Source organism: Streptomyces sp. NBC_00258 (assembly GCF_036182465.1).
GTDB lineage: Bacteria > Actinomycetota > Actinomycetes > Streptomycetales > Streptomycetaceae > Streptomyces.
This window is the reverse complement of record NZ_CP108081.1, coordinates 10,398,308-10,423,311: the sequence shown is the minus strand read 5'-3', so window position 1 is coordinate 10,423,311 and position 25,004 is coordinate 10,398,308. Positions and strand designations below refer to the sequence as shown.

General features: G+C 69.3%; 29 protein-coding genes and 1 pseudogene. 11 read left to right on the top strand and 19 right to left on the bottom strand.

Features of this window, described 5'->3' with window-relative positions; genetic code table 11:
- Nucleotides 1-24: 24 nt before the first annotated feature.
- Nucleotides 25-1,308 (bottom strand): TerD family protein, encoded by a 1,284-nt coding sequence (locus OG718_RS46290; protein WP_328846982.1) that lies wholly within the window; start codon nucleotides 1,306-1,308, stop codon nucleotides 25-27.
- A 312-nt stretch (nucleotides 1,309-1,620) separates the two neighbouring features.
- On the opposite strand from OG718_RS46290, the gene OG718_RS46285 reads away from it, so the two are divergent.
- The 4 genes from OG718_RS46285 (at nucleotide 1,621) to OG718_RS46270 (ending at nucleotide 6,305) form a co-directional block, all read left to right on the top strand.
- Nucleotides 1,621-2,055 (top strand): DUF6643 family protein, encoded by a 435-nt coding sequence (locus OG718_RS46285; RefSeq protein WP_143633421.1) that lies wholly within the window; start codon nucleotides 1,621-1,623, stop codon nucleotides 2,053-2,055.
- A gap of 45 nt (nucleotides 2,056-2,100) precedes the next feature.
- Entirely contained in the window at nucleotides 2,101-2,925 is an 825-nt protein-coding gene (locus tag OG718_RS46280) for an MOSC domain-containing protein (protein WP_306941395.1), read from the top strand.
- 161 nt (nucleotides 2,926-3,086) lie between these two features.
- Nucleotides 3,087-3,692 (top strand): Rv1733c family protein, encoded by a 606-nt coding sequence (locus OG718_RS46275; protein WP_143633417.1) that lies wholly within the window; start codon nucleotides 3,087-3,089, stop codon nucleotides 3,690-3,692.
- A gap of 177 nt (nucleotides 3,693-3,869) precedes the next feature.
- On the top strand, nucleotides 3,870-6,305 hold the full coding sequence (locus tag OG718_RS46270) for a right-handed parallel beta-helix repeat-containing protein (RefSeq protein WP_328846981.1): 2,436 nt from the start codon (nucleotides 3,870-3,872) through the stop codon (nucleotides 6,303-6,305).
- 57 nt (nucleotides 6,306-6,362) lie between these two features.
- Here the strand turns inward: OG718_RS46270 and OG718_RS46265 are convergent, their stop codons facing one another.
- Nucleotides 6,363-8,765 (bottom strand): hypothetical protein, encoded by a 2,403-nt coding sequence (locus tag OG718_RS46265; RefSeq protein WP_443055275.1) that lies wholly within the window; start codon nucleotides 8,763-8,765, stop codon nucleotides 6,363-6,365.
- 291 nt (nucleotides 8,766-9,056) lie between these two features.
- Here OG718_RS46265 and OG718_RS46260 point away from each other — a divergent pair, with 291 nt between their 5' ends.
- Nucleotides 9,057-9,899 (top strand): DeoR/GlpR family DNA-binding transcription regulator, encoded by an 843-nt coding sequence (locus OG718_RS46260; RefSeq protein WP_306941392.1) that lies wholly within the window; start codon nucleotides 9,057-9,059, stop codon nucleotides 9,897-9,899.
- Between the two features lie 151 nt (nucleotides 9,900-10,050).
- Nucleotides 10,051-10,533 carry an SRPBCC family protein gene (locus OG718_RS46255; protein ID WP_143633411.1) on the top strand — a complete coding sequence of 161 codons (483 nt, stop codon included), beginning with the start codon at nucleotides 10,051-10,053 and terminating at the stop codon, nucleotides 10,531-10,533.
- Between the two features lie 94 nt (nucleotides 10,534-10,627).
- Here the strand turns inward: OG718_RS46255 and OG718_RS46250 are convergent, their stop codons facing one another.
- The gene (locus OG718_RS46250; RefSeq protein WP_143634133.1) at nucleotides 10,628-11,725 is read right to left on the bottom strand and encodes a PLP-dependent cysteine synthase family protein; all 1,098 of its coding nucleotides are present in this window, start codon (nucleotides 11,723-11,725) and stop codon (nucleotides 10,628-10,630) included.
- Nucleotides 11,726-12,088: 363 nt separating this feature from the next.
- Between OG718_RS46250 and OG718_RS46245 the strand changes: the two genes are divergently transcribed.
- Together OG718_RS46245 and OG718_RS46240 are read left to right on the top strand one after the other, a co-directional pair.
- Nucleotides 12,089-12,412 carry a hypothetical protein gene (locus tag OG718_RS46245; protein WP_055610419.1) on the top strand — a complete coding sequence of 108 codons (324 nt, stop codon included), beginning with the start codon at nucleotides 12,089-12,091 and terminating at the stop codon, nucleotides 12,410-12,412.
- Nucleotides 12,413-12,639: 227 nt separating this feature from the next.
- The gene (locus OG718_RS46240) at nucleotides 12,640-13,173 is read left to right on the top strand and encodes an ATP-binding protein (RefSeq protein ID WP_143633409.1); all 534 of its coding nucleotides are present in this window, start codon (nucleotides 12,640-12,642) and stop codon (nucleotides 13,171-13,173) included.
- Nucleotides 13,174-13,289: 116 nt separating this feature from the next.
- On the opposite strand, the gene OG718_RS46235 is transcribed toward OG718_RS46240, so the two are convergent.
- Genes OG718_RS46235 through OG718_RS46225 form a run of 3 tightly spaced genes read right to left on the bottom strand, consistent with a single transcriptional unit; the run spans nucleotide 13,290 to nucleotide 16,956 of the window.
- Nucleotides 13,290-15,851: an ABC transporter permease gene (locus tag OG718_RS46235; protein ID WP_328846979.1), complete on the bottom strand. Its 2,562-nt coding sequence runs from the start codon at nucleotides 15,849-15,851 to the stop codon at nucleotides 13,290-13,292.
- Complete coding sequence (locus OG718_RS46230; RefSeq protein WP_328846978.1) at nucleotides 15,848-16,627, bottom strand: ABC transporter ATP-binding protein; 780 nt, start codon at nucleotides 16,625-16,627, stop codon at nucleotides 15,848-15,850. Before OG718_RS46230 ends, OG718_RS46235 begins: the two co-directional genes overlap by 4 nt.
- Nucleotides 16,624-16,956, bottom strand: a complete 333-nt coding sequence (locus OG718_RS46225) for an SHOCT domain-containing protein (protein ID WP_143633403.1) — start codon at nucleotides 16,954-16,956, stop codon at nucleotides 16,624-16,626. Before OG718_RS46225 ends, OG718_RS46230 begins: the two co-directional genes overlap by 4 nt.
- Nucleotides 16,957-17,109: 153 nt before the next feature.
- On the opposite strand from OG718_RS46225, the gene OG718_RS46220 reads away from it, so the two are divergent.
- On the top strand, nucleotides 17,110-17,703 hold the full coding sequence (locus OG718_RS46220) for a TetR/AcrR family transcriptional regulator (RefSeq protein ID WP_328846977.1): 594 nt from the start codon (nucleotides 17,110-17,112) through the stop codon (nucleotides 17,701-17,703).
- Nucleotides 17,704-18,147: 444 nt separating this feature from the next.
- On the opposite strand, the gene OG718_RS46215 is transcribed toward OG718_RS46220, so the two are convergent.
- From OG718_RS46215 to OG718_RS46175, 9 genes and pseudogenes are all read right to left on the bottom strand, one after another.
- Entirely contained in the window at nucleotides 18,148-18,675 is a 528-nt protein-coding gene (locus OG718_RS46215; RefSeq protein WP_328846976.1) for a hypothetical protein, read from the bottom strand.
- On the bottom strand, nucleotides 18,672-18,938 hold the full coding sequence (locus OG718_RS46210) for a DUF7848 domain-containing protein (RefSeq protein WP_328846975.1): 267 nt from the start codon (nucleotides 18,936-18,938) through the stop codon (nucleotides 18,672-18,674). The genes OG718_RS46215 and OG718_RS46210 overlap by 4 nt, the downstream gene beginning before the upstream one ends.
- On the bottom strand, nucleotides 18,935-19,180 hold the full coding sequence (locus OG718_RS46205; protein WP_328846974.1) for a hypothetical protein: 246 nt from the start codon (nucleotides 19,178-19,180) through the stop codon (nucleotides 18,935-18,937). Before OG718_RS46205 ends, OG718_RS46210 begins: the two co-directional genes overlap by 4 nt.
- Before the next feature lie 80 nt (nucleotides 19,181-19,260).
- Nucleotides 19,261-19,830 carry a DUF5753 domain-containing protein gene (locus tag OG718_RS46200; RefSeq protein ID WP_328847952.1) on the bottom strand — a complete coding sequence of 190 codons (570 nt, stop codon included), beginning with the start codon at nucleotides 19,828-19,830 and terminating at the stop codon, nucleotides 19,261-19,263.
- Between the two features lie 90 nt (nucleotides 19,831-19,920).
- Nucleotides 19,921-20,124 (bottom strand): annotated as a pseudogene (locus OG718_RS46195) (helix-turn-helix domain-containing protein); the annotation flags it as partial.
- Between the two features lie 12 nt (nucleotides 20,125-20,136).
- Nucleotides 20,137-20,628 carry a DUF6879 family protein gene (locus OG718_RS46190; protein ID WP_328846973.1) on the bottom strand — a complete coding sequence of 164 codons (492 nt, stop codon included), beginning with the start codon at nucleotides 20,626-20,628 and terminating at the stop codon, nucleotides 20,137-20,139.
- 4 nt (nucleotides 20,629-20,632) lie between these two features.
- Complete coding sequence (locus tag OG718_RS46185) at nucleotides 20,633-20,875, bottom strand: hypothetical protein (protein ID WP_328846972.1); 243 nt, start codon at nucleotides 20,873-20,875, stop codon at nucleotides 20,633-20,635.
- Nucleotides 20,876-20,979: 104 nt separating this feature from the next.
- Nucleotides 20,980-21,420 carry a hypothetical protein gene (locus OG718_RS46180; RefSeq protein ID WP_328846971.1) on the bottom strand — a complete coding sequence of 147 codons (441 nt, stop codon included), beginning with the start codon at nucleotides 21,418-21,420 and terminating at the stop codon, nucleotides 20,980-20,982.
- A gap of 73 nt (nucleotides 21,421-21,493) precedes the next feature.
- Nucleotides 21,494-21,679 (bottom strand): DUF6233 domain-containing protein, encoded by a 186-nt coding sequence (locus OG718_RS46175; RefSeq protein WP_328847951.1) that lies wholly within the window; start codon nucleotides 21,677-21,679, stop codon nucleotides 21,494-21,496.
- A 23-nt stretch (nucleotides 21,680-21,702) separates the two neighbouring features.
- Between OG718_RS46175 and OG718_RS46170 the strand changes: the two genes are divergently transcribed.
- On the top strand, nucleotides 21,703-21,927 hold the full coding sequence (locus OG718_RS46170) for a hypothetical protein (RefSeq protein ID WP_328848015.1): 225 nt from the start codon (nucleotides 21,703-21,705) through the stop codon (nucleotides 21,925-21,927).
- 97 nt (nucleotides 21,928-22,024) lie between these two features.
- Here OG718_RS46170 and OG718_RS46165 read toward each other — a convergent pair whose 3' ends face one another.
- Nucleotides 22,025-22,369 (bottom strand): phage terminase small subunit, encoded by a 345-nt coding sequence (locus OG718_RS46165; RefSeq protein ID WP_328846970.1) that lies wholly within the window; start codon nucleotides 22,367-22,369, stop codon nucleotides 22,025-22,027.
- A gap of 303 nt (nucleotides 22,370-22,672) precedes the next feature.
- Here OG718_RS46165 and OG718_RS46160 point away from each other — a divergent pair, with 303 nt between their 5' ends.
- Nucleotides 22,673-22,879: a hypothetical protein gene (locus OG718_RS46160; protein ID WP_328846969.1), complete on the top strand. Its 207-nt coding sequence runs from the start codon at nucleotides 22,673-22,675 to the stop codon at nucleotides 22,877-22,879.
- Nucleotides 22,880-22,953: 74 nt separating this feature from the next.
- On the opposite strand, the gene OG718_RS46155 is transcribed toward OG718_RS46160, so the two are convergent.
- The 3 genes from OG718_RS46155 to OG718_RS46145 all read right to left on the bottom strand — a co-directional run bounded on the left by OG718_RS46155 (nucleotide 22,954) and on the right by OG718_RS46145 (nucleotide 24,860).
- A complete protein-coding gene (locus tag OG718_RS46155) occupies nucleotides 22,954-23,589 on the bottom strand; it encodes a hypothetical protein (protein ID WP_328846968.1) in 636 nt (211 codons plus the stop codon).
- 131 nt (nucleotides 23,590-23,720) lie between these two features.
- Entirely contained in the window at nucleotides 23,721-24,335 is a 615-nt protein-coding gene (locus OG718_RS46150) for a DNA primase (protein WP_328846967.1), read from the bottom strand.
- Nucleotides 24,336-24,608: 273 nt separating this feature from the next.
- Nucleotides 24,609-24,860 carry a hypothetical protein gene (locus OG718_RS46145; protein WP_328846966.1) on the bottom strand — a complete coding sequence of 84 codons (252 nt, stop codon included), beginning with the start codon at nucleotides 24,858-24,860 and terminating at the stop codon, nucleotides 24,609-24,611.
- Between the last annotated feature and the right edge of the window lie 144 nt (nucleotides 24,861-25,004).

Below are 25,004 nucleotides of genomic sequence, written 5' to 3'. Positions count from 1 at the left end.
GCGGGACCGGACGGCTCCTGTCGGTCACTTCCTGCCGGGCGTCCAGTTCATGCCCCACCCGTACGCGTAGTCGACGGTGCGCTGCGGGCTCACGCCGCGGTCGGGGACGAGGAAGCGGGCCTCGCGCTGGACGACGAGGTCGCTGCCGGTGTTGGTGATGAGAGCGAGCGCGCACACCGTCGAGGGGACCGTGCACTCGCCGAGCGAGAAGTCGACGGGCGCTCCGTTGAGCGGCTGCAGGGTCACCGTCGCGTCCAGGTCGGCGAAGGAACGCGCCCCCGCGTAGATGGTCACGAAGATGAGGACGCGGCGGAAGTTCCGTGTGTGGTCGAGGTTGATGCTGAGGTTCTCGCCGCTCGTCGACGCCCCGGTGCGGTCGTCGCCGTCGAGATGGATGAACGGCGGCTGATGCAGGGCTCCGAAGGCGTTGCCCAGGGCCTGGACGACTCCCTTGCTTCCGTCGGAGAGCTCGTACAGGGCGCACAGGTCGAGGTCGAGGTCCGCGTGCATGGCGACGGCCCGGCCCAGCTTGGCCTGCCATCCCGAGAACTGCTTGCGCACCTGCCAGTTGAGGTTCACTCGCATCACACCGGAGGTGCCGCCCTGCTTGGTCAGCGAGACGGACGGGGCCTCCTTGGTGAGCGTGACCTTGGTCAGGCGTACCGGGGCCGTGGGCGGGGCGGGCGGTGCGGGCGGCGGTGTCACCGGCGCGGCCGTTACCGGCGGGACGGTGACCGGAGGGGCCATGGGGGCGGACGGCGGGGCCACCGGGGCCGGGGCCGCCTGCTGCGGTTCGTCCACCGAGATCCCGAAGTCGGTGGCCAGTCCTGCGAGACCGCTGCTGTAGCCCTGTCCCACGGCGCGGAACTTCCAGGCGCCCTGGCGCCGGTAGAACTCCCCGAGTACGAAGGCCGTCTCGACACTCGCGCCCTCGCTGTCGAAGCGCGCGACCTCCGTGCCCTGCTGTGCGTCGAGAACCCGGATGTAGAGCCCGGGCACCTGCCCGAACGTGCCGCCGTCCGTGGACGCGGCGAGCACCACCGTCTCGATCCCGGGTTCCACGCGCGCGAGGTCGACGATCAGCGTGTCGTTGAACTGGCCGTCGACCTTCCGCTTGCCCTCGTGCCGCACCGCGCCGGAGGAGTGGTTCGCCTGGTTGTAGAAGACGAAGTCCCCGTCGGAGCGGACCTTCCCGGAAGCCAGCAACAGGGCCGAGGCGTCGGCGTCGGGTACCCCCGGTCCGGCCCGCCAGCCCAGCTCGACACGCAGTCCGGTCGTCGGCACCGGAACGTTCGATCCCTTAGGCATTGACATGTCCGCCCCCATCGGGTGTCTCCGCGCACGACAGCGCCTCGTCATGTTCAGTTCATTCGGTTCGTTGAGCCGTTCTGCGCCAACCTAATCCCCCGAGCGGCGAACGCCCATCACCCGGTGCGGGAGATCAACCGCCAACCCACGAGTAACCCACCCGGAACTCGGCTTTTACATGAACCGAGCACCGGACGCCGCCCCTTTTCACCAAGTTCGCTCGCATTGACGATCCCACGTCACTGCCGACACGGAAAACAACCCTCTTATCGGTCTCCCCAACCAGCACATCGTGGGCTTAACTTATGTGCCATGACCTCCCCCCGCTCCACCTATGGCGGCGGTTACTACTCCGCCTCCTTCCCGGACACTCCGATCTACGACTCTCTCGTGGCCGAGCGGGGAACCCCGCAGATCGCCCCGATCCGGGTCCCCGCGGCCTATGACACGGGCAGTCACCTGCCCGCGCTGCCGTCAGCACTGCCCGCACTGCCTGCCGCGCCCTCCCAGCAGGCTCCTTCGTACGCCTACCCGCAGGCCCAACAGCCCTCGCCGCTGCAACAGGCCGCGCCGTACATCCCTCAGCAGGCCGGTGCGCCGCGCGCCTACCCGGGCCCGCAGGCTCCCCAGCCGCAGCGTCCGATGGCCGGCGGTACGGGCTACGAGGCGATGCGCCCCGCCGCCCCGCGTCCCGCCCCGGCCCCGTACCAGGAGCCCTACAACAACCAGCAGTACCGCGGTTACTGAGGAAAATCGGCCGAGGTCGTCCGTGTCCGCTGGCACGATGACCTCATGTCGAAGTCGGTGCTGCACTCGATCCACGTCTATCCGCTGAAGGCGGCCGGGGGGCATGCCCTGCGCGAGGCCGTCGTGGAGCCGTGGGGTCTGGCGGGTGACCGACGCTGGGTGCTGATCGACGAGAACGACAAGGTCGTCACCCAACGTCCACAGCCGCGCATGGCGTTGTCCGCCGTCGAGCAAGGGCCCGACGGCGGTATTTTGCTGTCCGCGCCCGGCCGTGAGCCGCTCGCCGTCCGCGTGCCCGAGCCGACCGGGACGACGACGGTGGAGATCTGGAACGACAAGGTGGAGGGTGTCGCCGCCGACGCCTCGGCGCACGCCTGGTTCAGCGACTATCTCGGCATCGGCGTGCGTCTCGTACACCTGGACGACCCTGCCGTCCGCAGGCCCCTCGACCCGGCGTTCGCCCGGCCCGGCGAGACCGTCAGCTTCGCCGACGGCTATCCCCTGCTGCTCACCACGCTCGGCTCGCTCGACGCCCTCAACGCGCTGATCGCGCAGGGCGACCGGCCCGGCGAGGGCCCGCTGCCCATGAACCGCTTCCGGCCGAACGTGGTGGTCGAGGGCACCGCCCCCTGGGCCGAGGACGACTGGTCCCGGATCACCATCGGCGAGGTCACCTTCCGGGTCGCGAAGATGTGCGGGCGCTGCGTCGTGACCACCACCGACCAGAACACCGCCGAGCGCGGCAGGGAGCCGCTGCGCACCCTCGCCCGCCACCGCCGATTCGGCGACAAGCTGGTCTTCGGGCAGAATCTCGTGCCGGAGTCCCCAGGTTCGGTCCGCGTGGGCGATCCGGTCAGGCTCCTCGAATAGGCCCTCGCCGTGGGAACACCGACGCCCGGCATGCCCGTTGAGCCTGTGTGAGAAGTTCATGAGAGGCCGGGTGCGAGGGGTGACTTCGCTCTCTCTTCGCCGGCACCGCGCGTGAACGACTCCGGTGGGGGTTATCACGGACGCGGAAGGGGGTCGGGACGTTGCGGGCCATCAGGGGACTCTGGCGCTGGCGGCACAACCCGCTGCGGCGTACGACGGATCTCGCCGAGGCGTGGCTTGCGCTGGGGGCGCTGCTGCTGATCCTCGTGGCGGCACCTCTGGTCGGTGTCCTGATCGGCGGGCTCGCCCAGGACGCCCTGCAGCAGTCCGTACGCGAGCAGCGGCTGGACCGCCATCCGGTGACGGCGACTGTCATCAAGAAGGCGGACCGTACGCCGCTGGACCCCGATCCCGAGACCTCCTCGGGGCGTGACTCGCACACTCGTGTCATCGCCGACTGGAAGGCCCCCGACGGCACCGCGCGACGCGACACGGTCATGGCGGCCCTGAACTCCCCCCAGCGCGGCGACCACTTCACGGTCTGGACGGACCTGCACGGCCGAATAGTCGGCCGACCGCTGGACACGGCGACGGCGGCGACGCATGCGGTCCTGGCCGGGTTCGGTACGGCCGTCGCCTGCGCGGGACTCGTCGAGGGTTCCCGGCGGCTGGTGGTGTGGCGCATGGTGCGGCGCAGGTACGACCGCCTCGACCAGGCATGGTCGCAGGCAGGCCCGGACTGGGGCAGGACGGGCACGGGCAGCTGACGGCCTCACCGCTCCGGTCAACCGGCCGGCCCCGCGCACGCTACGGTGGACCGGCCGAGATGTTCGGCACCGTCGTGAGAGGCTGTTTCTGTTCCCCGTGCGCGGAGTTGACGCGGCCGGGTGTCGGGAAGAGCCTCTCAGGACCCGCGTACGACGAGGTGGGGGCACAGCAGCGCCATGGCACAGGGCACGGTCCAGGTGACGCACACCGGTACGTCGCGGTGGCGGCGCCGCACGGGTGAGTACGCATCGCTCGCCGCCGCCCTGGAGGCCGCGGCCGACGGCGACGTCCTCACCGTCGCCGCCGGAACCTACCGGGAGAACCTCGTCGTCCAGCGGGCGGTCACGCTGCGCGGCCCCGAGGGCTCACCCGGTTCCGTGCGCATCGCGCCCGTCGACGGGGTACCGCTCACCGTGCGCGCCTCCGCCGTGGTCCAGGACCTGCTCGTCGAAGGACAGGACTCGGCCGCGCCCGCCCTGCTCGTCGAGGAGGGCACACCTGAGCTGATGGACATCCGGATCGTCACCCGGTCCGCGGCCGGCATCGAGGTGCGCGGCGGCGCGCGTCCCACAGTGCGGCGCTGCACCGTGGACAACCCCGCGGGTGTCGGTATCGCCGTACTGGACGGCGGGGGCGGGGTGTTCGAGGAGTGCGAGGTCGTGGCGGCCGGTCAGTCGGGCGTCTCCGTGCGCGGCGGCGCTCATCCGCGTCTGGAGCGCTGCCGGATCCACCACACCTCGGGCGCCGGCCTGTCGGCGACCGGCGAGCAGTCCGCACTCGAAGCCATCGGCTGCGAGGTGTACGAGGTCAGGGGCAGCGGCGTACAGGTCACCACGCGGGCCACGGCACATCTCACCGACTGCGATGTGCACCGTACGACCGCGGACGGCATCACGCTCGACACGGACGCCGTCCTGACGCTCGCCGACTGCCGCATCCACGACATCCCGGAGAACGCTGTCGACCTGCGGTCCCGCTCGGTCCTCACCATGACCCGTTCCACCGTGCGCCAGTTCGGGCGCAACGGCCTGTCGGTCTGGGACCCGGGCACGCGCGTGGACGCCAACCAGTGCGAGATCCACGACAGTACGGGCGACTACCCCGCGGTGTGGGTCAGCGACGGCGCGACGGTGGTGCTCGACTCCTGCCGGGTGCACGACGTGCCGGACGCGCTGTTCGTCCTCGACCGCGGCTCGCGCGCGGATGTCGTCGACAGTGATATCTCGCAGGTCCGCAACACGGCCGTGTCGGTGAGCGACGGCGCGACCGCACAGCTCGACGACTGCCGGATCCGGGACGCCGCGACGGGCGCCTGGTTCCGCGACCACGGCAGCGGCGGCACGCTGAACGGCTGCACCGTGGACGGCACCCAGACGGGCGTGATCGTCACCAAGGGCGCCGACCCCACCATCGAGCGGTGCACGGTCACCTCGCCCGCGGAGGCCGGCTTCTATGTGTCGGCGGGCGGCCGCGGCAGCTTCCACGGCTGCCGCGTCACGGACAGCGGCGGCTACGGCTTCCATGTGCTCGACGGCTGCCGTACGACGCTGAAGAAGTGCCGTACGGAGCGGTGTGCGCGCGGTGGTTACGAGTTCGCGGACGCCGGCGGCGACCAGGCGTCCGGCACGGGACCCGTGGTCGAGGACTGCACGAGCGACGAGAGCGCGGGGGTGCGGGCTCCGGCGCAGGAGACCGCCGTACAGACCACGAGTCAGGCCCCCGGTCTGCTGGGAGCGATCCCTGGGCAGCGCATCACCGAGCAGGAGCCGCTCGTCGCGCCCCAGGAGCCCGAGCAGCCCGCGCGCTCGTCGACGGCCGTGCTCGGTGAACTGGACGCGCTGGTGGGCCTGGAGAGCGTCAAGCGCGAGGTGCGGGCCCTCACCGACATGATCGAGGTGGGCCGCCGCCGCCAGCAGGCGGGTCTGAAGGCGGCCTCGGCTCGACGCCATCTGGTCTTCACCGGCTCCCCCGGCACCGGCAAGACGACGGTCGGCCGGCTGTACGGCGAGATCCTGGCCTCGCTCGGGGTCCTGGAGAAGGGGCATCTCGTCGAGGTGTCCCGGGTCGACCTGGTCGGCGAGCACATCGGCTCCACGGCCATCCGTACGCAGGAGGCCTTCGACCGGGCGCGCGGCGGTGTGCTGTTCATCGACGAGGCGTACGCGCTCTCGCCGGAGGACTCGGGGCGCGACTTCGGCCGCGAGGCCATCGACACGCTCGTGAAGCTGATGGAGGACCACCGCGAGGCGGTGGTGGTGATCGTCGCGGGCTACACGGCCGAGATGGAGCGATTCCTGACCGTCAACCCCGGTGTGGCGTCCCGCTTCTCACGGACCATCACCTTCGGCGACTACGACGCCGAGGAGTTGCTGCGGATCGTGGAGCAGCAGGCCGAGGAGCACGAGTACCGGATCGCGCCGGGTGCGGGCGAGGCGCTGATCAAGTACTTCACGGCGATCCCGAAGGGGCCCGCGTTCGGCAACGGCCGCACGGCGCGGCAGACGTTCGAGGCGATGGTGGAGCGGCACGCGGGGCGGGTCGCCCAGCTCCCCGAACCGACCAAGGACGACCTCACCCTCCTGTACGCGGAGGACCTGCCGGACCTCCCCTGAGGCCCTGCCGCATCGGCCGCCCCACACGGGCGTCGAGCCTCACATGGATGCCGCGCCTCACATGGGCGTCGGTTCCAGCCTGGATTCCTGCGGCTCCTCGGGGCCGTTGTCCTCCCTCGGCCCCGGTACCTCCGGCCTGAGCCGTGCGAGCAGCTTCTTCCGCTCCTCGGCGAAGGCGGGGTCCGCCTGGTAGTCGGAGTGGCCGAGGATCGGCGCGGGAAGCGGGTGGTCCTCGGTGCGGCCGTACGCGAGCGGGTCCTTCAGGGCCTCGCGGTCGACCTGGGGGCCGCAGTCACCGGGCAGTCGCACGGGGCCGCCGATGGGGTCGGTGGCCCGGTGCAGGTTGCGCCAGCAGTCGACCTCGCGGTGCAGCCCGCTGAGCGCGTCGGGCCCGAAGTGGGCCGGGAACCAGCGCCCGTAGAGCCGCTCCAGGGGTGAGCCGTACGTCAGCAGCGCGACCCGCTTGCGCACCGAGGGCTTGAGCTGCCAGGCCGCGGCGGCCGCGAGGACGCTGCCCTGGGAGTGGCCGGAGAGGACGAGCCGCCGGCCCTCGGCGGCGCTGGTCCAGGTCGCCATGCGCCAGGTCAGGTCGGGCACTGCGCGCTCGGCATAGCAAGGGGGCGCGAAGGGGTGCGCCGCGCGCGGCCAGAACGTGCCGACGTCCCACAGGATGCCGATGGTGCGCCGGGCGGAGGGGTCCTTGTAGGCGCGGCGTCCCCAGGTGACGAACAGTATGAAGCCGACGCCGATCAGCCAGGAACCGAGCGCCTGCGCGGCCTCCGCCGCTCCCTGAACGACGGCGTACGTACCGTGCGCGGCCACGCCGGGGGTCTCGTCGGTGGTCATCGCGCCCACCAGTGCCAGGGCTCCCAGGAGCAGCGTCACGATGGAGGTGATGCCGATGATCCGGGGCGCCCGGTCGGTGAGAGCGGCCATGGCGCGCATGCGGGCGATGCGACGGGTGCGCTCGGCGTCAGCGGGCTCCTTCGGGTAGTCGAGTTCCACCGCGGCCGTCTCGATGCGGCGCAGTTGCACTGTGCGCCTGGCCAGCCAGCCGACGAGGGCCAGCAGAACGATCAGCAACGGCGGGATGACCGAGGCCTGCCAGGTCAGCAGGACGGGCGGGCCCTCGATCGTTCCTCCGGTGCCGTCCAGCCAGTCGGCGACGCGCTGGGCCACCCCGCCGGACATGACGCCGCCCAGGGCGCAGGCCAGCATCGCGACGGCGGGCCCGGCCAGGCCGCGCATCGCGGTACGGGGGTCCGGGTGGGCGCGGTACAGGAGGTGGGCCACCACACCGAGCACGATCACGAGCAGGCACTGGACGAGTGCGATGCCGCCGAAGATCGCGTCGCCGCCGGGCAGCCGGCCGTCCGACCTCCACTCCGGGCGCGACCAGCCTGCGTACAGGAGGGTGAGGGCGAGCAGAGCGAGCGAGCCGATGGGCAGCAGGCGCACTAGGGCGGCGTCGAGGTGCCGGTCGAGCCGGTGCTCACTGCGGCCGCGGCGGCAGACCACCCACACCACGAGGACCCCGCCCACCACGAGCGACGCCTCCACGATCCGGCCGAGCGCCTCCAGGGCGAGCGGCCCGCCGGGCTCACGGTCGTAGCGGGCGGCGGAGGTACCGACCGCCGCGACGATCGTCAGCAGGCCCGCGGCGGTGTGCGCCGCGCGGAGCCGGGCGACCAGCCGACGCCCGTACCAGAAGCCCGGACGCCCGAGCCCGGCCCGGCCCGCCTCATCGTCGGACTCGGCCCCGTACTCGATCGGCGGCTGGGACTCGTACGCGCTCCAGGTGCGGTGCGAGAGATACCAGAGGAGGACGGTGAGGGCCGCGGGCACCAGGGCGGCGAGGGCGAGCCGGCGGCCCGGCAGGCTCCACCAGCCGGCGTCCGGGCCGGCCGGGGAGAGGAACCCCAGCCAGGAGTGCTCCTGTGCGCACCCGCTGGTGCCCGCGCACTGCCAGGCGGCCAGGTCGAGGGCGACCTCGCAGGCGGCGGCGACCAGCAGCACCGTGAGGGTCAGGCCGGCGAGGCGGACGAGCAGGCCGTAGAGCCGTACGGTCCGCACCCGGTTGTCCCGCACCGTGGGCCGCATCCAGTGGGCGAGGTTGACCACCATGAACGGCAGGAGCAGCAGCCACAGCGCGCGGGAGCCGTTGCCGGAGGTGAGATTGCACCAGACGTACGCCTCGGGGACCGGCTTGCCACGGTCCTCGTCGAGTCGCTTCGCCGCCTCCTTCTCCGCTTCGACGTCGTCGGCGCGGCGGAAGACGGCGGCCGTGTCGTCGCCGGTGATCCGGACGGTGCGCGGATCGTTCAGCATCTCCTGGGGCGTCGTACCGCCGACGCCGTGGACCAGCAGTTCGAGTGCGGTGTCGGCCGTCGCGGGCCGTCGCTCGGAATCGTGCGCCTCGTGCACCTCGTGCGGCGAGGCATGCCTCTGTGGACGCTCCACTGTTCTGCTTCCCCCGTGATGCCCGTACGGCACGTGTCATGTTCAGGTACAAGGATCCCGCCTCCGGGAGCGTTGCGCACCACTCGTCACGGAATCTCCCCGATCCGTGTGACAGTGACGCACGGAAGATGGCAGCGTGACGTGCGCGCGTCGCCACAGGCAGTGGCGCGACCTGCGGTGACCCATGCGAGGATGGGGCATCCCATGGACCGGAGGTGAGGGTGAATGTCCTTGTCGGAGGGGGTTCGGGGACATGCCGGACGTGTCGAGGCGAAGGGAACCGGAGCGGACGTGAGTGAGAATCAGAACCTCCTCGCGGAGCAGCGGCGCGCTCTGATCCTCGACGAGGTCCGGCGGCGCGGCGGCGTCCGCGTCAACGAACTCACCAGGAAACTCGGCGTGTCGGACATGACGGTCCGACGCGATCTCGACGCGCTCGCCCGCCAGGGCGTGGTGGAGAAGGTGCACGGCGGCGCGGTCCCGGTGGTCGAGGCGAGCACGCACGAGCCGGGCTTCGAGGCCAAGTCGGGTCTGGAGCTGACCGCCAAGGAGGACATCGCGCGGGCCGCCGCGGCGATGGTCGCACCGGGCACGGCGATCGCCCTGTCGGGCGGCACGACGACGTACGCGCTCGCCAATCAGCTGCTCGACGTGCCGGATCTGACCGTGGTGACCAACTCCGTACGGGTGGCCGATGTCTTCCACGCGGCGCAGCGCACCTCGGGGCAGCGGCAGGGAGCGGCGACGGTCGTACTGACCGGTGGTGTGCGCACGCCGTCGGACTCACTGGTGGGGCCCGTCGCGGACCAGGCGATCGCGGCGCTCCACTTCGACGTGTTGTTCCTGGGTGTGCACGGCATATCGGTGGAGGCCGGCCTGTCGACACCGAACCTGGCGGAGGCCGAGACCAACCGGCGCCTCGTCCAGTCGGCCCGGCGTGTCGTCGTGGTCGCGGACCACACCAAGTGGGGCACGGTGGGCCTGAGTTCGTTCGCCGCGCTGGAACAGATCGACACGCTGGTCACGGACGACGGGCTGCCCGCCGGGGCGCGCGCGGAGATCTCCGAGCATCTGCGGCGGCTGGTGGTGGCGGGAGAGCCCGAGGACGAGAGCGAGACGGAGACGGACGCCTGACGGAGGCGGACGCCGTACCGCGGCGGGGCATCTGTGGGCGGTACAGACATCTGACAGACCGCCAGCTATGGTGACGATGCCTCGTCAACCGCCGCGTTGTGGGGCTGCGTTCGGATTCGTTCCCCGTTTGTTCCCGCGAGGAGGTCCGTACATGGCACACCGACTGCGTCCGGTGGGACTCGACTTCGTCGAGACCGCTCCCCTGCGTCTGGTGTTCGCGAGAGAGATCGCCTCGCCTCCCGAGACCGTCTATCGCGCGCTGGCCGAGGACGTGACCGGCTGGCCCGAGTGGTTCTCGGCGGTGAGAGCGGCCCGCCCGACCGAGGACGGGACCGGACGGCAGGTCCGGCTGAAGGGCGGGACACGCTTCGAGGAGACGATCCTCGCGGCGGAGCCCTCGGAGGTCTACACCTACCGCATCGACGTGACGAACGCTCCCGGCACCCGCGCCCTCGTGGAGGAGTGGCGCCTCACCCCGGACGGCACGGGTACGAGAGTCCAGTGGACCTGGGCCGCCGACGGAACGGCACCGTTCCGCCTCGCGATAAAGCTGGGCCGAGCGGGCCTGGGCCGGGCGTTCCGCGACGCGGTGACGAAGCTGGACCGGCGGCTGAGCCCCACGCACGCGCCCTGAAGGGGCGCGGGGCTGTTACATCATGCGGCTCCGCCGCGTGCGCGCGACCAGCCACGACGCGCCCGCAGACGCAGTCGCACGCGCAGCGAACTCCTCAATCCGGCCAGACCCCCGTCGCCAACAGCGACGAGATCGCCGCGGCGTACGGCTCGATGTCCAGCCCCTGACCGGCCACCCACTCGTCCGAGTAGTACTTGTCCAGATACCGGTCCCCGGGGTCGCACAGCAGCGTGACGACGCTCCCCGTCCGCCCCGCGGCCACCATCTCCGCCACGATCTTCAGCGCACTCCACAACCCCGTACCGGTCGAGCCCCCCGCCTTGCGCCCGATGGCGGCTTCCAGTGCCCGCACGGCGGCCACACTCGCCGCGTCCGGCACCTTCATCATCCGGTCGATGGCCCCCGGCACGAAGCTCGGTTCCATGCGCGGCCGGCCGATGCCCTCGATGCGCGACCCGCAGTCGGTGGTGACGTCCGCGTCGCCCGTGGTCCAGCCCTCGAAGAAACAGGAGTTCTCCGGATCGGCCACACAGATACGGGTGTTGTGCTGCATGTAGTGCACGTACCGGGCGATGGTCGCCGACGTGCCACCTGTGCCCGCGGTGGCGACGATCCAGGCCGGTTCGGGGTAGCGCTCCAACTCCAGCTGACGGTAGATCGATTCGGCGATGTTGTTGTTGCCGCGCCAGTCGGTGGCCCGCTCCGCGTACGTGAACTGGTCCATGAAGTGCCCGCCGGTCTCGGCCGCGAGGGCCGCCGACTCCGCGTACATCGTCCGCGGGTCGTCCACGAAGTGGCACTGTCCGCCGTGGAATTCGATCAGGCGGCATTTCTCGGGGCTGGTCGTGCGGGGCATGACGGCGATGAAGGGCACCCCGATCAGCTTCGCGAAGTACGCCTCGGAGACGGCGGTGGAGCCGCTGGACGCCTCGATGACGGGGCGGTCTCGGCGGATCCAGCCGTTGCACAGGCCGTACAGGAACAGCGAGCGGGCCAGGCGGTGCTTGAGGCTGCCGGTGGGGTGGGTGGACTCGTCCTTGAGGTAGAGGTCGATGCCCCATCCCTCGGGCAGCGGGAAACGCAGGAGGTGGGTGTCGGCCGATCTGTTCGAGTCTGCCTGGACCTTCCGTACGGCTTCTTTGAGCCAGTGCCGGTACTCCGCGTCGCTGTGATCGACATCGAGCGTGGCCATCGGCTCATGGGTGCGGGCCTGCTGTGGGGTGGTCACGGCGGGGCTCCTTCGGTTGTGCCGACGCCGGTTCACGCGGTCGGACACCTCGATCATATGCACCTTCCGCACGCTTCTCACCTGCATAAACACACCTTTGAGCACCTCAAAGGAACCCCTGGCGCAGCCTGCGTCGGAGGGTGGGGGGCGCATTCGCGCGAGTGCGCCGGAGAACACCCGTGACGTCGTCGTGCGCACTGGTGCTCGACACCGAAGGCGGGCAGACTGCACCGCATGGGACGCCGGTCCGGGCGGGGATGCACACTGGAGCGGGATCCTCCCGGATCACGGCGGGGCACGACCGAAGCGCACAAGGGGGCGGGGCACATGGCGGAGCCGGAGTTCACGGCCACGGGCGTGCGGATCGGAAAGAGGCTGCGTTCGCTCACCCGGGCCGGACAGGTCCGGATCAGCGACGGCAGGCTGGAGTTGCTGACCAGTTACGGCAGCGAGATCGACAGCGCGCCGGTGCAGGCGGTCCGGGCGTCGAAGCCCTGGTTCGCCCATGACGACCGGGCATTGGCGGACGTCAACGGCACGCGCTATCTGCTGACTCTGGGGGACCACGACCCGGCTCCGGGGGAACCGGGCCCACCGGCGGCCAGCCGGTTCATCGAGGCCGTGCGCAAGGCGGCGGGGCGCGGGCGCTGAGAGCCCTCACGTTGTCGGTCCGGTCACCAAAGGCACCGCCAGGGACACCGCGAGTTGCGAGACCGCACCTCCTGCGTCACGCTGTTCTCACGTCACTCTGGGTTTACCGGCGATAACGCTGCGAACCAGCCCGCCGGGCACCAACCGCAGGCGGTCGTTTGCGCGCAGGCCGCTTGCTGGATCCGTACTCCGTCTTCTTCCGGACCTCAATTCGGGGAGTCGCAGCCGTGATCAGCCAGCCAAGCAGGCATTGCACGGTAGAGCTCCAAGCCCTGCCGTCGCGGATCGGCCAGGTCCGCAGAATCGTATCTGCGCAATTGCGCTACTGGCATCTGGATCCGTTGATAGACCGGGCCGCGCTCGGTGTGACAGAGCTGTTGACCAACGTCCACCGGCACGCAGTGCCCGACAAGCTGTGCACCGTGGAGATCGAGCTGCTGCTCGACCGGCTCACGGTCTCGGTGCACGACAACGACCCGCGCCTTCCCGAGGTGCGGGACGCCGACTCCTCCGCGACCTGCGGACGTGGTCTCGCGATGGTCGCCGCATTCAGCGAGAGCTGGGGTGTGCGGCCGGACGGCGAGTCGGGCAAGGTCGTGTGGTTCACCCTTCCGGCCGCCTCCACCACGGCGGGTCTGCCGGCCTGCCCACCGTACGGCGCGGCCGCCGAGTCGCCCGCCCGCAGTTTCGCGGAGGTGGAGCACGCCGCTGGCACGCTCAGGACCGGACACGCTCCCGCCCGGTCGGCCGTTGCCGGCTGACCGGGCGGTGACCGGGGCTTCTGCCTCCGCTCGGTGGCGAAGGCCCGCTGTCCGGTCCGCTCGGTGGCGAGGGCGTACCAGTCCGTCCACTCGACGGAGCCAGCACGCCCACCCGTCTACTCGGTGGCGATGGCACGCAGTACGTCGAGGCGTGCCGCCCGCCGGGCCGGGCGCAGTCCCGCGAGAGCTCCGGCCGCGACCCCCACGAGGGCCACCACGGTGAGCTGGAACGGCGGCATCGCGAAGGCGAAGGCGCTGTCGGACGCTCCGTCGGATGCCTTGACGAGCACCCAGCCGAGGAACCCGCCGAGTGCGAGTCCGCCCACCGTGCCGAACGCGGCGACCAGCACCGACTCCCAGCGGACCATGGCGCGCAGCTGCGCCCTGGTCTGCCCGACGGCCCTCAACAGACCGAGTTCGCGGGTGCGTTCGTGGACCGCGAGGGTCAGTGTGTTGGCGATGCCGAGCAGTGCGATGAGCACCGCGAGCGCGAGGAGCGCGTAGACCAGGGTGAGCATCATGTCGATGCCGCCGGCCGAGGACTGCGCGTACTCGTCGCGGGTCTGCACCTCCGGATTGCCGTACGCCGCCGCGGCCTTCTCGACCGCCGCCTTGCCGTCGGCCGCGCTCACACCGTCCTCGAAGGTGACGGCCACGAGCGTGTCGGAGTCCTGGGTACGGTGCGGGGCCCAGGCGTCGCGGGTGATGACGTAGTCGCCGGCCAGCTCGGACCGGCCGTAGACCGCGCGGACCGTGAAGGTCTGCTTCTTGCCGTCGGTGAAGGCCAGTTGGGCGGTGCCACCGGTCTTGAGACCCTGCTTGTCCGCCTCGTTCTCGGTGATGGCGATGCCGTCGTCGCCGAGGTCGCGCATCGAGCCCTGAACGTCGCCGAGGTCGAAGGTGCGCTCCAGCGCGACCGGGTCGGTGACGGTCAACGCCCGTCCCTTGCCGTCGACTTCGGCGACACCGCGGCCGAGTCCGACGGCCGTGTCGACCTCGGGCCGCTCGGCGATCGCGGGGGCGAGCCGCGGGCTCAGTCCGCTGCCGCCCGCACCGAACGACGGGGTGCTCACCGCGACGTCGCCCGCGAAGGACCGGGACACCGTCTGGTCCATGGTCGCCTTCAGCGAGGCTCCGAAGACGGTGAACAGTGAGACGACGGCGACACCGATCATCAGCGCGCTCGCGGTGGCGGCGGTCCGCTTGGGGCTGCGCAGGGCGTTGCGCCTGGCCAGGCCGCCGGTGACTCCCCGCAGCTTGTCGAGCGGGCCGCCGAGGACGCGTACGGCGGTGGTCGAGGCGACCGGGCCGAGGACCACGAAGGCGGCGAGCGCAAGGATCGCACCAGTTCCGGCGAGCCACAGGGAGGGGCTGGCGAAGACGCCGACCAGTGTGACGGCGACCGCCAGTGCCGCGAGAGCGGAGCCCACGACGGCACGGGTGCGGGACGCACCTGACTGGTCGACGGCCGTCTCCCGCAGGGCTGCCAGTGGTGCGGTGCGCCCGGCGCGTACGGCGGGCAGCAGCGCGGAGCCGAGGCAGACCACGATGCCGACCGCGAGCGGAAGGCTCATGGACAGCCCGCTGACCACCAAGTCGCCCTCGGGGAACGGGAATCCGATGGCCGGGAACAGTGCCTGGAGTCCGGCCGCGATTCCGATGCCGCCCGCGAGACCGGCGGCGGACGCGACCACGGCGACGACGCTCGCCTCGACCAGGGTCGACGCGGTGACCTGCCGTCGTGAAGCACCCAGAGCGCGCAACAGGGCGTTCTCGCGGGTGCGTTGGGCGACGACGATCGCGAAGGTGTTGTGGATGGAGAAGGTCGCGACCAGCAGCGCCACACCGGAGAACACCAGCAGGAACGTGGTGAAGAGCGACAGGAACTGACCCGAGATCATGTCGGTGTTCTCCGTGGCCAGCTCCTGGCCGGTGATCGCCTCAACTCCCTTGGGCAGTACGGGAGTCAGGGCGTCGACGAGCTCCTGCTGACCGGTGCCGGGCCCGGCCCGCACCAGGATGCTGGCGGCCTCGCCGGGCTTCGCGGTCAGGTACTTCTCGGCGTCGGACCGCGTCATGCCGGTGTAGGTCACCTGGGCCATGCCGTCCTCGCCGCCGAAGGTCGCGAGGCCGACGATCGTCACCTTGACGGGGTCGGGGGTCCGCAGGGTCGTCGTGTCACCGATCTTCAGATCGCCCTTCTCGGCGGCGCCCCGGTTGACGACGACCTCGCCGGACCTCGACGGGACGCGGCCTTCGGCCAGTTGGTACGAGTTGAGCTTCGGGTCGTCGATCCAGTTGCCCGCGAGGGTGGGCGGGCCCTGGCCGCCGATGGGCTTGCCATTCGCGCCGACGAGCTGGCCGGCGCCCTGGATGTCGGGCTCGGCGGCCGCGACACCGGGTGCCTTCTCGACGGCCGTCACCAGGCCGGTGTCGACGGGCTGCCGTACGCCCTGGCTCTCGCCCGGCGTGGTGATGGTGCCGGCGCTGCGGACGACGGCGTCGGTGCCGCTCGTCGCGTTGCCGAACATCGTGTCGAAGCTGGCGCGCAGGGTGTCGCCCATGACCAGGGTGCCGGCCAGGAAGGCGACGCCGAGGAGCACCGCCAGGAACGTACCGGCGAAGCGGCGTTTGTGGGCGCGCAGGGACGAGACGCTGATGCGCACGGAGGCGTTCATGCCGGCGGCGCTCCCTTGCTGTCGAAGGCCTTCATACGGTCCAGGACCTTGTCGGCCGTCGGGGCTTCCATCCGGTCGACGAGCCGGCCGTCTGCGAGGAAGACCACCTCGTCGGCGTGTGCGGCGGCGACCGGGTCGTGGGTGACCATGACGACCGTGCGGTCCATCTGGCGTACGGCCCGGCCGAGGAGGTTCAGGACCTCCTCGCCGGAGCGTGAGTCGAGGTTCCCGGTGGGCTCGTCGGCGAAGACGACGTCGGGTTGTCCGGCGAACGCCCTTGCCACGGCGACGCGTTGCTGCTGACCGCCGGAGAGTTCGGAGGGCCGGTGGTGCAGCCGGTCGCGCAGGCCGACCACGTCGACGAGCGCGTCGATCCACTCCTGCGACGCACCGTCGCCCCGGCCGCCCGCGAGGTCCCTGGGCAGCGTGATGTTCTCCGCGACGGTCAGCGTCGGCACCAGGTTGAACGCCTGGAAGACGAAGCCGATGCGGTCGCGCCGCAGCAGTGTGAGGCGGCGGTCGTCCATGCTGCCCAGCTCGGTGTCGCCGATGAACGCGGCGCCCGAGGTGAGGGTGTCCAGGCCGGCCGCGCAGTGCATCAGGGTGGACTTGCCGGAGCCCGAGGGCCCCATGATCGCGGTGAAGCGTCCGGCCGGAAAGGTGACGCTCACTCCGTCCAGGGCCCGGACGGCGGTGTCGCCGTTGCCGTACACCTTCACGGCGTCGGCGACACGTGCCGCGGTCCGCGTGGCCCTGGTGGCGGTCGCGGTGCTCATGCCGCACCGCCCTTGCCCGTACGGCCGAAGTCGGTGCGACCGAAATCGGTGCGTCCGAACTGCTCATCCAGGACGGAGAGCCGACGCCAGTACTCGTCCTCGTCGATCTCGCCGGAGGCGAAGCGCCTGCCGAGCATCGCGATCGGCGAGTCGCCGGTCGGGCGGACGTCCGTCGCGGTGCGGTCCATGCCGCGCCACGGGCCGCGACGGCCACGCCACACGGTACGGCGCAGGACGGTCACGACACCGATCACGACGGCCGCCCAGATCAGCGGGAAGAGAAGGATCCACGGGCCGGGCCCGCCGTCCCAGTGCGCCAGGGTCTGCATCTGAAGTCATCTCCTCGGTGGGTGTTCCGGTGATGCTTCGAGACTCGCGCCGGGAGGGGGTCCGGGTCGTCGTACGGCCAGCGGCAGTACGCGTACCTCCCCGGGAGTACGAAAGGGGCTGTGGGCTGCTCCCTCGACTCTGTACCTACTAGTATGTACAGTGATTTCATGAGCACCCCGGAGCGATTGATCGAGGCCACCCGCGAGCTGTTGTGGGAGCGGGGGTACGTGGGTACGAGCCCGAAGGCGATCCAGCAGCAGGCCGGGGCAGGTCAGGGCAGCATGTACCACCACTTCGCGGGCAAGCCCGACCTGGCGCTCGCCGCGATCCGGCGCACGGCGGAGGAGCTGCGCGCTACCGCCGAGGGAGTACTCGGCGGTCCTGGTTCTCCGTACGAGCGTGTCGAGGCGTATCTGCGACGCGAGCGCGATGTGCTGCGCGGTTGCCCGGTCGGGCGGCTGACCATGGACCCGGACGTCATGGCGAGCGAGGAGCTGCGCGCGCCCGTCGACGAGACGCTGGACTGGCTGCGGGAGCGCCTCGCGGGGATCGTCGAGGAAGGGCAGGAGCGGGGCGAGTTCGCGCCCTCGCTGGACGGCGAGGAGATCGCCGCGACGGTCGTCGCCACGGTCCAGGGCGGCTATGTGCTGGCGCGCGCGTCCGGCTCGACCGCCGCCTTCGACACGGGAGTTCGCGGACTGCTGTCGCTGCTCGCCCTCAACTCCCCTGCCCGTACAAGCGATTAGGGCCCGTTACAGCCGTTGAGCTCTGGGCCGTTGAGCTCTGGGCCGTTGAGCGTTGGAGGCATCTGTGTACGCCATGCAGTACGAGATAACCCTAGCTGAATGGGCACTACGCTATAGAGTTTGGCGGACTCCATGACCTGCGAAAACGCCAAAGCCCCGCCCACCTCAACACAGTGAGGTGAACGGGGCTTCGTCCCTCCGCCCGCTCCCCTAGACACGGGGGATGGGGAGGCGGATCGGACAGAGGGGCGGAGCGAGCAGGGTCCCGGTGGCCGACCTCAACGACTCCAGAACCCTGCCGCCCCACCGCGCGCCGACTGAACAAGCAGCGGGGGCGCGGGTCTGTGGGGCCGTCAGGCTTCTACTTCGGCCCAGCACTCCAGGCACGTGTACGTCTTCTTGTCCTGCGACAGAACCATGGGCCTTCCACAGCACGTGGGTTGCCTACTCATCCGTCGACTCAATGCCGTAGACGCTGCGGAGGATGTTGCGGAGCCGGGCGGCATCAGCGACTGCCGAGGCGATGCCCTGGCCGGCCAGTGCCCGCCGCATGGCCTCCTCGCGCCACCCGTCAGGCAGGGTCGTGAAGCGTGCGGCGAACTCGACGCCGGAACGAGCCTGCCGATCCCAGCCGTAGCTTCGGGGGTGCCAGCGTGCGCCACACACCGCGCCGTAGTGGTCCGCGGCCTCGTGAAGCTGCTGGATTCGGGGCGCCTCGCGGTCCGGGCGGAGCCACGGCTTACCCACGCGACTGACGGAGTGCCCTTCGGCCATGGCCCAGTGGACGGCTGCCTGATCATGAGGCGTCAGACCGTCCCACAAGCCTCGCTCGGTGAGCTGCTCCAAGATGGCCGGTCCAACGGACTTCGCCATCCGTTGCACCTCGCCCCACGGGTGGGTTTCCCACTTCTTCAGCCCCTCCGCCGTGAGTGCCAGCTCCGTCAGGCCGTTGTCGAGTTCAGTGAGGGTCATTCCTCGTCCGCCTTCCGCTCGGAGCTTCCGGGCGCGAGACGCCATGCGGTCATGCTGACGATCCGGAAGCGGTCATGGTCGGGGTGACGACGCAGGTGCTCCCGAGCCCAGTCCTGCGCTTCGTCGGTGCCCTGCCCTACGGGGTCTGCCTCGATGCACGAGGCGCATTCGACCCATCGGCGCTCGGGGAAGTCGCCGACCTCCAGGCGCATCGGCAGGTCGGCTATCTCCAGGGGTAACGAGGTGTAGTCCGTGGGGATCATTTCTCCGCCGCCTTCCGACGACGCTCAGCCGCCTTCTTCTTCCAGTCGTGCGGGTGACGCCTGATTTCAATCGCGAGATCCACCGCGTGCGACAAGTCGTAAGCCGGACTCTTCGGGTCCGTGGCTTCCACCCACTGTCGGCCGCATGCTCCGCAGACGTCGCAGCCCGGAACCGGCTTCGGTTTTTCAATCACCGGATCCGGCAGTTCAACAGGCGCTCTGAGCGTCCTCTCCAGTGCCATCCCTACACCTCCGCCGCGTGCCTTGATGCACCGACCGTACGAGCAGAGGGGAAGGGAATTCCACGAGATTCTACGGAATTCTATGCGGGTTCATCCGAGAGGGAGCTGAGAGCTTCCGTGATGCGTGCGCGTGCTTCCGCTCCGACGACAGCATGAGCCGACATCCTCGCGAAGGCGTTCGCGTACTGCGCCACTTCTCCGGGCGCCGTGACAGTGATTGCAGCCGTCAGCAGCTCGACGTGAACGCGTCCCTCGTCGAAGAGAGTGAACGTCTCCAGAGTCCACATGTTGCGCGTGGCTCCCGCGGGCACGATGCCGACCGACACCGACGGGAACGCCATCGCAGTCAGCAGATGCCCGAGTTGGCCGGCCGTCGTTTCGGCGCTTCCGATGACGTGGGTCAACACGGACTCTTCGAGGAGGAACACGAAGCGACGGCCGCGCTCCCTGACGATGTGGTTCCGCGCCACGCGGGCATCCGCCGCGTCCTCGACGTCGTCCGGCGTCCCGTGGAAGTCAGAGATCGACTTCAGGAGTGCGGCGGCGTACTCGTGCGTCTGGAGGAACCCCGGGACCACGCTGGAGCTGTAGACGCGGAACGTCTCCGTACGCTCGTACAGCGGGACCCTGGACTCCTGAAGCCGTCGCATACCAGTGCGCTGGACGCGCTTCCACTCCAGGTACATGGAGTCAGCGGTCCGGTTCTGTGCGACGAGGTCAGGCGCCTTGTCTTCGGCTCCGCAGGCACGGCACCACGTCCGAATGTCATCGTCGGACGGTGGAGTCGTCGCGTTCTGCAAGCGCGAGACCTTCGACGGTTGCCACCCTGTGAGCGCCGCAACCTCCCTACCCGACAGACCAGCGTCACGGCGGATCTCACGCAGCCGCTCAGCAATGGAGCGGCGTGCGTTGTCCAGGCTGGACGACGGGTAGGGAGATTGCATGGGTCGGGGCCGTCAGATCCGGTAGTCCTCGTGCGGGATGGCTCGCGTCCAGACGGCTTCGAACGCTTCGACGTGGCGCTTCACAACGTCCGCAGCGTCCTCCATGACGTCCTCGACGAAGGCGCCGTCACCGGAGAACAGGCTGAACCGGATCAGTTGGTCGTCGAAGATCCACAGATCGTTCCCCGGGATCAGGAGGTCCGACGCGAGCCGACGAGGCAGCCACCGGACCTCTTCGCCGGCCGCGATGTTCTGCGGCGTGCACGAGTGCTCGAACCGGATGTAGTCGGCGACAGGCTCCGACACGACGCGCGCCCGCCGCATGACGACCCCACGGCCCACAGCATCGGCCACGGTGTCGTGAAAGCTGTTCCACCAGGAGGAGCGGTCCGCCAGGTCGTATCGGCGCCCCGCCTTCCACGCTGCGAAGTCCTCGTCCTCGTCGGCCACGCCGTAGACGTCGCGCGTCTCCAGGTGAACGGCTGAGCGACGGCAGGACTCCATAAGCTCAGCGAACGGTGGCACCTTCGGCAACATCGCACGCCTCCCTGATCGCCTGAATCATGCGGAAGGGTAGCCGGATGACCCCCTCATTGTCGGGGATCGGTCCCGTTGCCAGGCATTCCGCCTCTAGTGCGGCGTCTGCCAACCAGCCTTGGAACACAATCTCCTTCTCCTCGTGCCGGACCCACGCCGTCGGGCAGTGGTCGCCGTTGGTCTCAGGGTCCTTAGCGATGAACCGTAGCGTCATGACCAGTCTCCTTGTCACGCAGATTGCGCAATGTTCTACGAACATCACGCCAACGGGTATCCACCGTCAAGAGCGCCTGTCGCATGGGCAACTGCCGCCCAGCGTCACGGCTGTGCATCCCTCGCTGCCACCTGCCGCGTTGCACGCACAGACACCACCTGCCCGACAACGGCGGCAGCCGCACCGCCTATCGCTCCCACGAGATAGGCAATGGCCTTGATGATCTCGGCCGCGCTGTTGGGGCTCGCGATGGGCTCCGCGGGCTCGTACGGCCCAGGAGGGTCCACAGCCGACTCACTCGGCACTGGGGCGTCCGACGTGGCTGTTGTGGACTCCGGCGTACTCGCTGGCGGTAGTTGGTAAGACGGTTCGCTGATGACGGTCTGCGGCCTCGTCGGCAAGCCAATATGCGGATCGCTGCCGTCGCCGGGTAGCGGGGAAAAGACAGCGACGACGACCACGGCAAAGAAAAGGCTGAGGCCGATCCACCGCAGCCGCCGGCCGAGCCGAACGCGGTCCTGCGCCTTCCCGCTGTCGTCCCCCATGCAGCGACGATAGGCCGCATCCTTCATGAACAGCAGGGGTCCAACCTCGCCGCTTCAGCACTCGCACGGCAGGTCACTCGTCGTCGAACCCAAGCTCCGTTTCCGGCCTACAGAACTGGCACACCTCCAGGTTCCCGTCAGTGATTGCTATGCGCGCCTCCATCGCGTTGACGGCGTGCGCGAACTGGCCGGCCATGTAGCAGTCGGCCGTGTGCACCGACGAGGGCACCGGGCCGTCAGGGGTGCGCACGCGTTCCAGCTTGAACGGCTTGGACGGTCGCCTTGTCCGCCGCGCGGGTGGAGGAGCTTGCCGGCGTTGTCGTCGACCGCGTAGCAGTCCACGACGAAGCCTGTGTACTCGTCTCGGTGCCGTACGGGCTCGCCCTGGACGTCGCCAGGGCCGTGTACGACGAAGTACTCCATCCACGCGACCGCCATCCACCCGAGCGAGCGGGAGCGGTCGTGACCGGGGGCGCGCACAGTGACGTGCGGCATCCGGTGTCCTAACCAGTGAGGCGGGCTCGCCGCGAGTTGATGTCAGAGACATTCCCCGAGTGCCTCGCGGTTGTCGCCGGCTTGCTCGTCGGGTCGTCGACCTTCAGCTTCAGCGGGCGCGATCCTCCGGCGTGGCGCCGAACTTCGAGGAGCGCATGCGGACTTCGCTCAGGTACTCCCACTTCCCCTTCGTCCACGCCGTGTGGTGCATCAGTGCAGCGTCGAGGAGGAACGCCCAATCGGTTTCAAGGAAGTTCACGGCCATCGGTGAGACGCGCCAGGTGCGCCACCACTTGACCGTCACAGGGTGCCACTCCTCGTCACCGGGGAGGACGCCCTCAGGGAGGTCAGGGCCGCGAAGTTCACCGTCGTTGACGATGACCGTCTCCGGCTCAGCGGCGTTGCGCCGACGACGCTTGATTGGGTCCTTCGGGGCGGGTCCGCGACCAGCCATGGCACCTCCCGTTCTGTAACGAAGCCCACACGGAGAGCAGTTGAACGCGCGTGGGGAAGTTGTTAGGGTTCGATGCTGGAGACCAATCCTCCGCTACGGGCGCGACGGGCCTCACAGCGGAGTTCAGAGTCTGGTTACTTGCACGATCTTCGAGATTCGTACTTCGCGCCAACGGGCCCCCAGGCCCCTAGGACGCGGCCGTCGAGGGCGCATCTCGGTTTCGACCACTGTCATGTGGTCGGGCCGAGCGCGCCCTTTTTGCTCGGTTCCCGACCACCCGTAAGGGAAGGGTCTACGGACCTGATGGAAATCTATGGTTGGGCAGCCGTGATCGTGGCGTTCATCGGTGCCCTGTCCTGGGTCCTCGTGACGGCGCTGAAGAAGGTTCCCGCCGTGTGCAAGGAAGCCAGCAAGGCGGTACGAGCTGTCCGCGAACTGCAAGACGAGATCCGCGGTCCGCAGCGCCAACAGGTCACGGAGTCGCCGTCAGTCGACGAACAACGAGGCTGACGTCCGCAAGGATTGACGGGGTGTCGCCATGCCGGCGCCCCGTCATTGCGATGGGGCAACGCCTGACCTTTCGACTACTGCCCCTTCTCCCAGACACGGATGGTCACATCGATCGTCACGGCATCCACGTTCAGGGCCTTCACCGTGACAAGCACACTGCGTCCCTTATCTGTGCGCAGACAAAAACTGCGCCCAACTTTGACAGACAGGCCAGATTTTGACTGCGTTTTGGATAGGAGCGCACATCCAGCAGCATCCGGCTCCTCCCCCTCAGGGACTAGAGCCAGAGGGTTGTAGTCGTCAAAAACTGCTTCCTGCCCATCACTAGTCTCCACGAGGCCGATATCGGTCGTAGTGCTAACCGTTGTCTCCGGAGGTGTCAGATCCAGATCGTAGTCCCGCACAGAGGTAATAAGCAGTGGCCCCGACCAGCGCTCAGTGACAGAACCAGCGGAGGGCGTCTTTCCATCGGAAGTTTCAGACGAATCAGGAGTCTTGGGCGTAGCGGTAGTGGTCACCGTCGTAGTTGCCGTCACGGTGGCAGCGCTCCCGGCAGGCGAGTCAAACCCTGCCGCCGGTAAGCCGATGTACCCGGCCAAGAACGTCAAGACCCCAGTTGCGGCAGTGATCAGAGCAGCAACGGCAACCCAGTGCTCCGGAGGCTTCTTCGCCCGTGATGCACCGTTGGTAGTTGGGTCGGAATACGTCATGGCCATCCCCCGATGCGAGCCTGAATCCCCAGAGTCGCATCCATCTCCGCTTCCGTACCCTCTTCTGTCGAGAATTGCTGACACGCATCCTGGACCCACTAGCACACGGTAGGGCTCTGGTCAGAACTGGTTCAGCGTAGGCCGCGAGCAATCACACGAAGCAGGGCAGAAACATCCCCAAGGATTGACGGCGAGTGACCATGTCGGCGCCCCGTCATTGCAATGTACCGACCGGTCCCGTAGATCTCTACGGCCGTACCGTCGGGGCGTCGGATGCGGCGTCCCTGTCGGACGTCCGCGCGGCCCCAGATGTGCAAGCCGTCGCCGGACGGGGACACCTCTACGTAGGTGGCGCCCGCGTCGCGAACGATGGCTGCGGCCCACGGGGCGAGTCGCCCGGTGATCGGATTCAGGCAGTGGTCCAGGTCGATGCAGACCACGTCATCGACGTCGGAGAGGACGAAGCCCAGACCGACGCCCGCCACGGACTCCGCGGCGTTTTTGTGCGTACTCCACGTGCCGGCGTCAGTGCTTGACGCGGCCCTGCCGGTCGTCGTCAGCGGACGCTTGTCGGAAGCTCGACGCACCCACCTGTCGCGGGTCGTCAGCTCGACGGGGAACACTCGCTTCTTCTCCGCGCGGTGCGCGGCGACCCGGCACCGTGTGGAGCACGTGCGGGCGTCGGCTCGCGCGGCTAGAGGCATGTCGCCTCCGCAGTGCGCGCACAGTCGCTCCGTCTTCATCATGACTCCAGCCTAGCAAGCGGCGTGTAACGGCTACAGGCTTTTGACCAGGGAGTTTCATATCCGTCAGGTACAGCCGGCGAGTAAAAAAACGCTTAGCCGCTCGCGCGGCGCTCAGACACCCCCAGGAGACCGTGTGCGACCCGCTCGCGGCCGACCAGCGCCGCAGGCTTAGCCGTTACATCTGGGATCCCCAGACCCGTACAGGGCGCGAGGCCCAGCACCTTTACGGTCGGCAAAGATCCCGATCGGGGGTCACCCCCCTGGCTATCATGGTCAGTTGATCTTCGCAGCGAAGCCGGCGCGAGGCTCGCGACGCTCGCCGTCGGACAGTTCGCCGCGGATCTCCAGGCGGCTCGGCACGAGTGTCAGGGTGACCTTCGTGACCTCGTCCTTCATACCGACGACGATCTTCGGTGCTTCTGCGAGTCGACCAACGTCAACGCCTTTGATGATCACACGCGTGACGATCACTCCATCCTCGCCCGTGTCGTCTGCCTCCTCCATCACCACGTGTGCGCCACTCATGGGCTAGTCCTCCACTGCGGGCGTTGTGCGCTCGGGCGAGCACCTGGCGCTCCTGCTACCGTTGTTGACTGCTGGGATGCATATCAGCCGCGACCATGCGTGGACCCACATGGACGCTCTCACCACAGAGAGCCGCAGCCTCAG

What these genes read in the sequence shown, in the direction of transcription:
- OG718_RS46290 (WP_328846982.1), bottom strand. Translation starts at nt 1,308, where the DNA reads ATGCCTAAGGGATCGAACGTTCCGGTGCCGACGACCGGACTGCGTGTC.
- OG718_RS46285 (WP_143633421.1), top strand. Translation starts at nt 1,621, where the DNA reads ATGACCTCCCCCCGCTCCACCTATGGCGGCGGTTACTACTCCGCCTCC.
- OG718_RS46280 (WP_306941395.1), top strand. Translation starts at nt 2,101, where the DNA reads ATGTCGAAGTCGGTGCTGCACTCGATCCACGTCTATCCGCTGAAGGCG.
- OG718_RS46270 (WP_328846981.1), top strand. Translation starts at nt 3,870, where the DNA reads ATGGCACAGGGCACGGTCCAGGTGACGCACACCGGTACGTCGCGGTGG.
- OG718_RS46255 (WP_143633411.1), top strand. Translation starts at nt 10,051, where the DNA reads ATGGCACACCGACTGCGTCCGGTGGGACTCGACTTCGTCGAGACCGCT.
- OG718_RS46250 (WP_143634133.1), bottom strand. Translation starts at nt 11,725, where the DNA reads ATGGCCACGCTCGATGTCGATCACAGCGACGCGGAGTACCGGCACTGG.
- OG718_RS46245 (WP_055610419.1), top strand. Translation starts at nt 12,089, where the DNA reads ATGGCGGAGCCGGAGTTCACGGCCACGGGCGTGCGGATCGGAAAGAGG.
- OG718_RS46235 (WP_328846979.1), bottom strand. Translation starts at nt 15,851, where the DNA reads ATGAACGCCTCCGTGCGCATCAGCGTCTCGTCCCTGCGCGCCCACAAA.
- OG718_RS46230 (WP_328846978.1), bottom strand. Translation starts at nt 16,627, where the DNA reads ATGAGCACCGCGACCGCCACCAGGGCCACGCGGACCGCGGCACGTGTC.
- OG718_RS46225 (WP_143633403.1), bottom strand. Translation starts at nt 16,956, where the DNA reads ATGCAGACCCTGGCGCACTGGGACGGCGGGCCCGGCCCGTGGATCCTT.
- OG718_RS46220 (WP_328846977.1), top strand. Translation starts at nt 17,110, where the DNA reads ATGTACAGTGATTTCATGAGCACCCCGGAGCGATTGATCGAGGCCACC.
- OG718_RS46215 (WP_328846976.1), bottom strand. Translation starts at nt 18,675, where the DNA reads ATGACCCTCACTGAACTCGACAACGGCCTGACGGAGCTGGCACTCACG.
- OG718_RS46210 (WP_328846975.1), bottom strand. Translation starts at nt 18,938, where the DNA reads ATGATCCCCACGGACTACACCTCGTTACCCCTGGAGATAGCCGACCTG.
- OG718_RS46205 (WP_328846974.1), bottom strand. Translation starts at nt 19,180, where the DNA reads ATGGCACTGGAGAGGACGCTCAGAGCGCCTGTTGAACTGCCGGATCCG.
- OG718_RS46200 (WP_328847952.1), bottom strand. Translation starts at nt 19,830, where the DNA reads ATGCGACGGCTTCAGGAGTCCAGGGTCCCGCTGTACGAGCGTACGGAG.
- OG718_RS46190 (WP_328846973.1), bottom strand. Translation starts at nt 20,628, where the DNA reads ATGGAGTCCTGCCGTCGCTCAGCCGTTCACCTGGAGACGCGCGACGTC.
- OG718_RS46185 (WP_328846972.1), bottom strand. Translation starts at nt 20,875, where the DNA reads ATGACGCTACGGTTCATCGCTAAGGACCCTGAGACCAACGGCGACCAC.
- OG718_RS46180 (WP_328846971.1), bottom strand. Translation starts at nt 21,420, where the DNA reads ATGGGGGACGACAGCGGGAAGGCGCAGGACCGCGTTCGGCTCGGCCGG.
- OG718_RS46165 (WP_328846970.1), bottom strand. Translation starts at nt 22,369, where the DNA reads ATGGCTGGTCGCGGACCCGCCCCGAAGGACCCAATCAAGCGTCGTCGG.
- OG718_RS46160 (WP_328846969.1), top strand. Translation starts at nt 22,673, where the DNA reads ATGGAAATCTATGGTTGGGCAGCCGTGATCGTGGCGTTCATCGGTGCC.
- OG718_RS46155 (WP_328846968.1), bottom strand. Translation starts at nt 23,589, where the DNA reads ATGACGTATTCCGACCCAACTACCAACGGTGCATCACGGGCGAAGAAG.
- OG718_RS46150 (WP_328846967.1), bottom strand. Translation starts at nt 24,335, where the DNA reads ATGATGAAGACGGAGCGACTGTGCGCGCACTGCGGAGGCGACATGCCT.
- OG718_RS46145 (WP_328846966.1), bottom strand. Translation starts at nt 24,860, where the DNA reads ATGAGTGGCGCACACGTGGTGATGGAGGAGGCAGACGACACGGGCGAG.